Raw genomic sequence first — 8565 nt, 5'->3', positions numbered from 1 at the left:
TGCAAAACGAAGTTGATGTCAAAAAGCACTTGCTTGCGCAGGGATCCCTCGCCGAAGTAGTGGTTCACCCCTTCGGCTTTGACCACCGGCTCAACGGCATTTTGGGTGGAGGCGAGGGCGGCTTGATCGAGAAGGGAAGGCAGCATAGAGAGCTCAAAATCTCAAACAACTTGGGTTGACAACTTATCGTGGGCCATCATGGGAACTGCCGCGATTGAACCATCCAGAAACCTTTGGCCGGAGATCATTGAAAGGATCCCAGAAGTTTTTGGGCAGTTGAGTTCAAGCCATTCAACAATCCATTTCCTCTCCCCCATGCAACGCCTTGCCAAAACTTTAGAAAATATCGGCGGGATCGGCTGCCCGCAGCCGCCGCACGGCAATGGCTCCTGAGATAAAGCACATACTCACCGCCAGGAGCAGCACCAGCACCGCCCGGTTGAAGGTCATGGCAATTGGCAGCAACGTGGCATTGGCCGTCAAATCGTAGAGCAAAACCGCCAGGGCAAAAGCGGGAATATATCCCAGACCGGCCAGCAAAATAGCTTCTTGAAACACCACCCCCAGCAAGTAAGTATCCGTGTAGCCCATGGCCTTAAGGGTGGCATATTCCGCCAGGTGATCCGACACATCGGTGTAGAGGATCTGATAGACAATCACAATGCCGACGATGAAACCCATGGCCACCCCCAGGCCGAAAATAAAGCCGATGGCCGTGCCCTCCTCCCAGTAGCTTTGCTCCATATCGATAAACTCTGCCCGCGACAGCACCCGCACATCCTCCGGCAGCAAGGCCCGCATCTGCTGCACCAACGGCTGGGGATCCACCCCCGGCTGCAGTTGCACCACACCGATATCCACGAGGCCGCGCTCCCGCTGGGGAAAAATGCGCAGGAAGTTGAGGTCGCTGGTGAGGATGGTGCCGTCGGCGCCAAAGGTAGCCCCCATCTCAAACAGACCCCCCACCTGGACGCGGCGGTTCCCCACCTCGGTAAAGACCTCTCGACCGGACTCAAACCATTCCGGGATGGGGCCAAACTCGCTGCGGGAGCGGCGGTCGAAGAGCACCACGTCCGCCTTCTTGATCTCCTCCAACTTGTCGGGGGTCAGCTCCGGCAACTCCAGCAGGTCGGCAGAGGGATCCACCCCCACCACAAAGATGCTGCGGGTGCGGCGGGTCTGGGGGTTTTTCCAGAGGGCAAAGCCTACATAGACGGGCGAGATGGCCCGTACCCCCTCAAAGCCCAGTGCCTGGTACAGCCGCCGCTGGGAAAAGGTGTTCATGGCAATGAGGGCGTTGGACTGGGGGCTGACCAGGAAGATCTCCCCCTTGAGGGCGACATGGAAGCGGATGGCGCTCTCCAGCAGGCTGTCTTGGAAGCCCAACTGCATAAACATAAGGATGCAGGCAAAGGCAATGCCCGCCAGGGCCACCAGCAGGCGGATCTTCTCCCGCGTCAACTGCAGCCAGGCCAACGGGATGCGGCGCCCGATAAACGCTACGCTGAACAGGCCGGACATCGTCCCCCCCCTACCCCTCGACCTCGATGGCCACATCCACTTGCAGGTTGGTCAGGCCAGCCACGCGGGCGCTGCTTTCCGGATCCAGGCGGATATACACCTCCACCACACGGGCATCTACATCGGCGGCGGGGTCGGTGTTGAGCACGTCTTTCTTGCCGATTTGCAGGCCCAGGCGCTCGACCCGGCCCTGCAGCGTTTCTGGCAGCGCGCGGTTGCTGATGGTGGCCCGTTGTCCGGGCCGCACCCGCAGGATGTCGGTTTCGTAGACCTCCGCCACCACCATCATCTGGTCGGTGTTGCCCAGCTCGAGGATCCCTTTGTCGGCAGCGATAACTTCCCCAGGATGGGTGTGGATCTTGAGCACCTGGCCGGCCTGGGGGGCGCGGATGAGGGTGCGCTCCAGACGGGCTTCCGCCAGCTCCAGGTTGCGGGCCAGGGATCCCAGTTGCACTTGCGCTTGGGCCCGCCTCAGCCCTGCTTCAGCGGCTTGCACCTGGGCTTGGGCGTTGCGCAGATCCCGCTCGCGGGCCAGGCGCAGTTGATCCAGAGTGGCCTCAGCGGCCCGCAAGTCCTCCTGCCGTTGCCGCACCAGCAGAGCCTTCTGGTCGAGCTCCTGCTGGGAGATAGCCCCCTCCTGCCACAGGGTCTGAAAGCGAGCCAGGTTGGCCTCAGCATCGGCCAGCTCCGCCCGAAGGCGCTCCACCACCGCCTCTTGGGATCGGATCTGCAACTGTTGCGGTTCGTCTAGACGGTTGAGGCGGGTGCGCGCCTCTTCAACTTGGGCTTGGCCAAAGCGGGTCTCGGCCTCTAGTCGGGCGCGGGCTTCTTGCAGTTGGGCGGCAGCATACTCCCGCTCCGCCAGGCGCTCGCCATAGTTTTCCAGTCGCGCCAGCACTTGGCCTGCCACCACGCGATCCCCTTCAGCCACCAACATCTCGCCCACCCGCTCCCCAGGGGGGCCGGCCACCTGCACCACTTCTCCTTCCGGCTCCAGGCGCCCCAGGGCGCCAATACGGGGGGGCAGCCGGATTTCCACTGTCGCCTCAGCATTTTCTGAGATGGACTGAGTGGCTGCCTGCCGACTCAGGCCCAGCCAGGCTAGGCTGGCACAGCCCAGCAGCGCAGCTCCCGCCGTCCACCAGAGCACCCGCCGATTCATTAGTTCCCCACTCGCTTTGGTTCCGTAGTTGGGCACCGCAAACGTGCAAACGGTTGCTGTGTCGCCAATTCTTTAATAAATGTAAATTTTGCGAGCTGAGGATGTCCAGGTTTTTCCTGGGTGCTTGCTTTTGTTTTTTTTCCTAAATCTGGGTTGATCTGTCGGCCTTGGGCAGCCCTCAGGGGCAAAAGCTACCTAGCCGTAGGAATTCCTGATATGATCTGCCCTGTTTGGTGCCTCTCTGCAGGTGCCGATTTTTTGGGTGTGGTGGCAAGGAGTGAGGTGGAGTTGCGATGGTGGAGACAATTGGAGGAGGGGATCCCGTCACGCCGTCGCCGGTTCATTCTCAGCCTTTGCTCCCGCATCGGGATCCCTTCAATCCCCTGCTTTCCACTTATCACTTTGTGGGCATCGGTGGGGTGGGGATGTCGGCTCTGGCCTACATTTTGGCCAAGCAGGGGTTTCGCGTTTCCGGCTCAGATATTGCCGCCAATGGCCGTACCCGTCGCCTGGAAGCCTTGGGGGTACGCTTTATTCAGGGCCACACTCTAGAGGGTTTGGCCGGGGATCCCCAGGTGGTCTATTCCAGCGCCATCCGCCCCAGCAACCCGGAATTGGCAGCGGCTCTAGACAAGGGACTAAAGGTTTGGCATCGAGCTGATTTACTGGCCGCCTTGTTTAACCATCGCCCCAGCATCGGCGTGGCGGGCACCCACGGCAAGACCACTACTAGCAGTATGATTGGCTACATGCTGCTGGCGGCGGGCTGGGATCCCACCTTGATTATCGGTGGGGAGATGGATGCCTGGGATGGCAACGCCCGTCTGGGCCAGGGGGAATATTGGGTGGCGGAGGTGGATGAGTCGGATGGATCCCTGGTGCGGCTTTACCCCAAGATTGGCGTGATCACCAACATCGAGCTGGATCACCCCGATCATTACGCCAATCTGGAGCAGGTAATCCGGGCCTTTCAGCAGTACGGGCAGCAGAGCCAAACCCTGGTGGCTTGCCTAGATTGCCCCAACGTGGCCACCCACCTGGCGGTGGACATTGGCTACAGCCTGGCCGGCCATCCCCAAGCCCAGTACCAGGCGCGCGAGATCGTCTATGCCGCGGACTTTACCTCCGCCGAGATCTGGGAGAGGGGATCCCTCCTCGGCCAGCTCCGCCTGCAGGTACTGGGATCCCACAACCTCAGCAACGCTTTGGCCGCCGTTGCCGTCGGGCGGCAGTTGGGCTTGGAGTTCCCCGTGATTGCCTCTGCTCTGGCCCAGTTTCGGGGGGTGCAGCGCCGCTTTGAAGCCAAGGGCGAGGTGGGCGGGGTCACCTTTATCGACGACTATGCCCACCATCCCAGCGAGGTTCGCGCCACGCTGCGGGCGGCCCATCTGCAGCAGCGGCGGGTGGTGGCGGTGTTTCAGCCCCATCGCCACAGCCGCTTGGCCGCCTTGTTCCAAGATTTTGCCCGCTGCTTCGAGAATGCAGATGTGGTGGTGATCGTGCCCACCTATGGGGCCGGAGAAGCGTCCCCTGAGGGCTCCGATAGCTTGCGGTTAGCCGTAGCGGTGGCGGAGCACCATCCCCAGGTGCGCTACGTGTCCTCTTTGCCGCAATTGCCGCAGGTGTTGGCCTCTGTTTTGCAGCCTGGAGATCTCGCTATTTTTTTGGGCGCAGGTGATCTCAATCAGCAGATAGCCGCTACGATGCGGGCCTATGCGGCTCGGGTGGGGGAACAGCCTCTGGCAGACTTGGGGGAGAAATTGCCGGGGCAAGCGGAGAATGGGATCGGGGAGATGGGGGCTTCTGAGGTATTGGCATCATGACTACAGCTCCCTGCGTGCCCAATACCTCCAGCGTTGCCCGACTCTCTGGACGGATGCAAGCGGCGATCCCGTTGGCCCCTCTGACCAGCTTCCGGGTGGGCGGCAAGGCGGAGTGGTATTGCGAGCCGCACAACAATCTGGAGCTGCAGCAATGTTTGGCCTGGGCGCGGGCGCAAGGGATCCCTGTCACCCTGTTGGGGGCGGGCAGCAACCTGCTCATCAGCGATGCTGGCCTGCCGGGGCTGGTGATCCACACCCGGCGTTTGCGCGGGATGCAACTGTTGGAGGGGGGGAGGATCTGGGCCGCTGCCGGAGAACCTTTGGTTAACCTGGCGCGGGCAGCCGCCAAGCGGGGCTGGAGCGGCTTGGAATGGGCCATCGGGATCCCGGGCACGCTGGGGGGAGCAGTGGTGATGAATGCCGGCGCCCACGGACGCGCCATGGCGGACGTGTTGGTGGAAGTGCAGATTTTGGATGAAGAGCAGGAGCCCTGCCGCTTAGAACCTGTCGATCTGCAATTTGGCTACCGCCGCTCTCGCCTGCAGGACTTGCCCTGGACGGTGACGGGGGCAACGCTGCAGTTACTCCCAGGCCGGGATCCGGCCCAGGTGCAGTGGGAAACCCAGCGCAACCTCAACCAGCGCCTCAGCTCTCAGCCCTATCATCTGCCCAGTTGTGGCAGCGTCTTTCGCAACCCCGAAACTTATCCTGCCGGCTGGTTAATTGAGCAGACCGGTCTAAAGGGCTACCGGATTGGTGGGGCCCAGATCTCCGAGCGCCATGCCAATTTCATCCTCAACTGTGGCCAGGCCAGCGCCAACGACATCTACCGTCTGATTTGCTTGGCCCAAGAAAAGGTTTATCAACGATGGTCGATACTTCTGGAGCCAGAAGTGCGCATCCTGGGATCTTTTGACGATCCTTTGATGAGCTAATTTGGCCTGCTCCGTTTGTTTCTTTGATGATTTGATGATTCTGGTCTTACACTGTTCTCACCAGTCCTTGATGGATCCTCGTTGATTACTTTGCGTCGGCTTATGAGTCAGGATATGGCTACTTTACGTCGTTTAATTCGACGGCTCAATCAGTCCCACACCACCGCAGAAGAACGCCGCTATTTGGTGGAGATCGGCAGTTTGGCTGCCTTGCTCAGCGGGGAAGAAGCGGCTGCCTTGGCTCAGGATCCCACACAGCTCAGCGCCGAGCAGCACTATCGCATTTGGGATTGGGTGCGTCGCTGGGAACGGGAACACCGCCACGAAGACCTGGACTGGGATCCTACTTCAGACCGGCACAACGACTAAAACTCGAAAGGACTCCGCCCGCTACGGGATCCCGGATAGGATCTTAGGACAGAAGCCATCTCCCCAGTCTTACGTCACATGGCTTTATGAAAACCCAGAGACAATGTCTGGCCCTGCACCTGGGAGAATGGCACGGCCTGTTTTGCGAGTATCGACCCACCGCCCACGGCTGGGAACTCGTGGGCCAAAAGCGCAGCCTCATCACCTTTGAGGCTTTGGATTTGGGTGCGATCCGCCAAGCCAATGCCTACTATCCCCCGCAGGGATCCCCCACCCCAGAAAGCCGCCAGAGCTGGGTCTATGAGGATTTCTCGCCCGGCTTGCGCTTTTTTCCCGATGGCTCCTTTTCCAACGGGCGGCTGCAACTGGCGCCATTTGGCGATTTTGCCGTCGAGCAGGGCTTCCTCTGGGGGGATCGCAAGGCGCGGCTGGTGCAACAGTGGGACGCCCAGGGCCGCTTGGTGGGGGTGACCGTCATCTTGGAGCGGCGCGGCCAAGCGCTGGATCTTGCTGCCGACTTTCCCTCACTTACCAAAGCGCAACTGGGCCTGGCCCTGCAAGGGCGATGGCGGGGGATCGCCCAGAGCTTTTCTGCAGTTGATAGCCTGCCCAGCGAAACTGAAGTTCAGTTTTGGGGGGAAGAGGAAACAGGGATCCGGGCTCCCTTGCCGGGGGGGCTGTGGATTGGCGGGCCGGATCCCTTGCCCATCCCCACCCTGCATCGGGATCGCCGCTTTTCCGTCAGCCTAGGCTGGTTTCCGGAAGGGCCGGAAGGCCGCCACCTGCTGCGCCTGGTGCGGGACTACGACGAGGGCGGCGCCTGGCAACGGGTTACGCTGATCCGGCTGGAACGGGATCCTGGGTGAGAAAGGTGCAAACCTGGGCAAACACCGTCTCCCGCTCACAGTCCAACGTGAGAATGTGGTCGGAGTGCTCCAGCCAATGCAGGCTCTTCTGGGCGGATCCCAGTTCTTGATAAAGCCACGCTGCTTGTTCAGGATCCACCACCGTATCTTGGCGCGGCTGCAGGATGAGGGTGGGAACTTGGATGCTGGCTACTTCCCCCCTGACCCGCTCGATGAGCTCAAGGGCGCTGCGCACTGCCGTCAGATGGAAGCTGTGAAAATAGGCCACTTTTTCTGCCAGCGCGCGGACATCGCCATCCCGAATCGGCAGGCGGAAGCGAGGGACATCTTCCAAGAGCCAGCCCAGGCTGTTGAGGTACTGCTCTGGGCGAAAGAGATAGTACCAGTGGTGGCGAATGGCAAAAAACGGCGCCAGCAGCACCAATTTGTGGACAGGATGGGCAAAGGCCAGGTGCAACGCCAGCAGGCAGCCGGTGGAAAACCCCACCAGCGAAACACGCGGGTACTCCTGCCGCAGGGCTAGGTAATGTTCCAAAACCCGCCCGTACCAGTCGGTCCAGCGGGAAGGGGGCATGCGGGGTGCTGGACGCTCGTGGCCAGGGTAGTTAAACCCCTGCACCGTCAGGCCGGCTGCCAGCAGCCGCTCCGCCAGCCACTGCAACTCGTAGACACCACCCCCTAACCCATGAAGCAGCAGGCAGGCGTGCTCCCTTGATCCCCGCCACAGAAAAGGCTCGTTGCTCAGCATCAAAACCTCGTGTCAAGACTTGACCCAGGTCAGGACAGGATCCCTTTTTAACCCAGGGCAATATCCAGCAGCAGCATCACCACAAACCCACTGAGAACGCCAAAGGTGCCCTCCCGCTCCAACCCCCGCCGGTGCGACTCGGGGATGATCTCATCTGAGATCACAAACAACATCGCCCCGGCGGCAAAGGCCATGCCCCAGGGCAGCAGGGACTGCGCCAGAGAAACCACTGTCGCTCCCACGATGCCGCCGATGGGCTCCACCAGCCCGGTCAGCAGAGCGATGGCAAAAGCAAATAGCCGCGAGTACCCCTGGCCTGCCAGCGACAAGGCCACCACCAGCCCTTCCGGCATGTTCTGCAGGCCGATCCCCAGTGCCAGCACCAGCCCATCGCCGACTTGGCCGGTGGCAAACCCCACCCCCACCGCCAGGCCTTCTGGGAAGTTGTGCAGGGCAATGGCGATGATAAAAAGCCAGATCCGCTTTAGATGGGCGCGGTTCTCCCCTTCGATCCCTTTAAAGAAGTGCTCGTGGGGAAGAAACTGGTGGGCACTCTCCAGGAAGATCGCCCCCAGCAACAGGCCCGCCACCATCACCACGGCCGCCCCCAACTGGGAATATCCCAGTGCCAGCGCCGCCTCGGTGCCCGGCACCAGCAGCGAAAACGAGGTGGCGGCCAACATCACCCCACCCCCAAACCCCAGCAGGATCCCTTGCACCCTCTCCGAGAGTGAGGGGAGAAACAGCGCCGGCAAAGCCCCCAGCCCCGTCGCCAAGCCAGCCACCAAGCTGGCCAGGGATCCCGTTGCAATAGGATGCACAAGCCACTCTCCGTCAAGGACAAACGCCTCTCGATTCTCCCCTTTTTCCAGCGGGCTGGGAAATTCCCAAAAGAACTTCCCTTCTACCCGCTTCTTTTTCTCGACAGCGGCTCCGGTTAACGGAAACACCACTCAATTCACTGGAGGAAAGTAGCTGGGGGTGGAGCCTGCACAGTTACTATCCCTGTAAAAACGGCAGTGGCCTTGGCACCAGCCGGCACCTACTCCTACCCCAACTCCCCAGTCACGTTGAACAGCACGCAGGCGGCTCCTGTTCAGGCCGGGCCTGTTACTTGGACAGTGGTGGTGAACTAGTCCTT

General features: G+C 61.1%; 8 protein-coding genes. 4 read left to right on the top strand and 4 right to left on the bottom strand.

Annotated features, from left to right (window positions below; genetic code table 11):
* Window positions 1-336: 336 nt before the first annotated feature.
* Both devC and NW857_RS10505 read right to left on the bottom strand, forming a co-directional pair.
* A complete protein-coding gene (gene devC, locus NW857_RS10510) occupies window positions 337-1521 on the bottom strand; it encodes an ABC transporter permease DevC (RefSeq protein ID WP_414335391.1) in 1185 nt (394 codons plus the stop codon).
* 10 nt (window positions 1522-1531) lie between these two features.
* Window positions 1532-2683 carry an ABC exporter membrane fusion protein gene (locus NW857_RS10505; protein WP_414349173.1) on the bottom strand — a complete coding sequence of 384 codons (1152 nt, stop codon included), beginning with the start codon at window positions 2681-2683 and terminating at the stop codon, window positions 1532-1534.
* 293 nt (window positions 2684-2976) lie between these two features.
* Here NW857_RS10505 and murC point away from each other — a divergent pair, with 293 nt between their 5' ends.
* From murC to NW857_RS10485, 4 genes are all read left to right on the top strand, one after another.
* Window positions 2977-4506, top strand: a complete 1530-nt coding sequence (murC, locus tag NW857_RS10500; protein ID WP_414335387.1) for a UDP-N-acetylmuramate--L-alanine ligase — start codon at window positions 2977-2979, stop codon at window positions 4504-4506.
* Window positions 4503-5441 carry a UDP-N-acetylmuramate dehydrogenase gene (gene murB / locus NW857_RS10495; RefSeq protein ID WP_414336521.1) on the top strand — a complete coding sequence of 313 codons (939 nt, stop codon included), beginning with the start codon at window positions 4503-4505 and terminating at the stop codon, window positions 5439-5441. The genes murC and murB overlap by 4 nt, the downstream gene beginning before the upstream one ends.
* Before the next feature lie 114 nt (window positions 5442-5555).
* Window positions 5556-5810, top strand: a complete 255-nt coding sequence (locus NW857_RS10490; RefSeq protein ID WP_414335383.1) for a hypothetical protein — start codon at window positions 5556-5558, stop codon at window positions 5808-5810.
* Between the two features lie 86 nt (window positions 5811-5896).
* On the top strand, window positions 5897-6676 hold the full coding sequence (locus NW857_RS10485; protein WP_414368891.1) for a DUF3598 family protein: 780 nt from the start codon (window positions 5897-5899) through the stop codon (window positions 6674-6676).
* Here the strand turns inward: NW857_RS10485 and NW857_RS10480 are convergent.
* Both NW857_RS10480 and NW857_RS10475 read right to left on the bottom strand, forming a co-directional pair.
* Entirely contained in the window at window positions 6642-7424 is a 783-nt protein-coding gene (locus NW857_RS10480) for an alpha/beta hydrolase (protein ID WP_414335379.1), read from the bottom strand. The genes NW857_RS10485 and NW857_RS10480 overlap by 35 nt on opposite strands.
* Window positions 7425-7471: 47 nt before the next feature.
* The gene (locus NW857_RS10475; RefSeq protein ID WP_414336515.1) at window positions 7472-8374 is read right to left on the bottom strand and encodes a ZIP family metal transporter; all 903 of its coding nucleotides are present in this window, start codon (window positions 8372-8374) and stop codon (window positions 7472-7474) included.
* Between the last annotated feature and the right edge of the window lie 191 nt (window positions 8375-8565).

The sequence above is a fragment of the Synechococcus sp. H55.9 genome (assembly GCF_047462355.1).
Classification (GTDB): domain Bacteria; phylum Cyanobacteriota; class Cyanobacteriia; order Thermostichales; family Thermostichaceae; genus Thermostichus.
The sequence above is the reverse complement of the archived record's forward strand: the minus strand, read 5'-3'. Positions and strand labels throughout refer to the sequence as shown.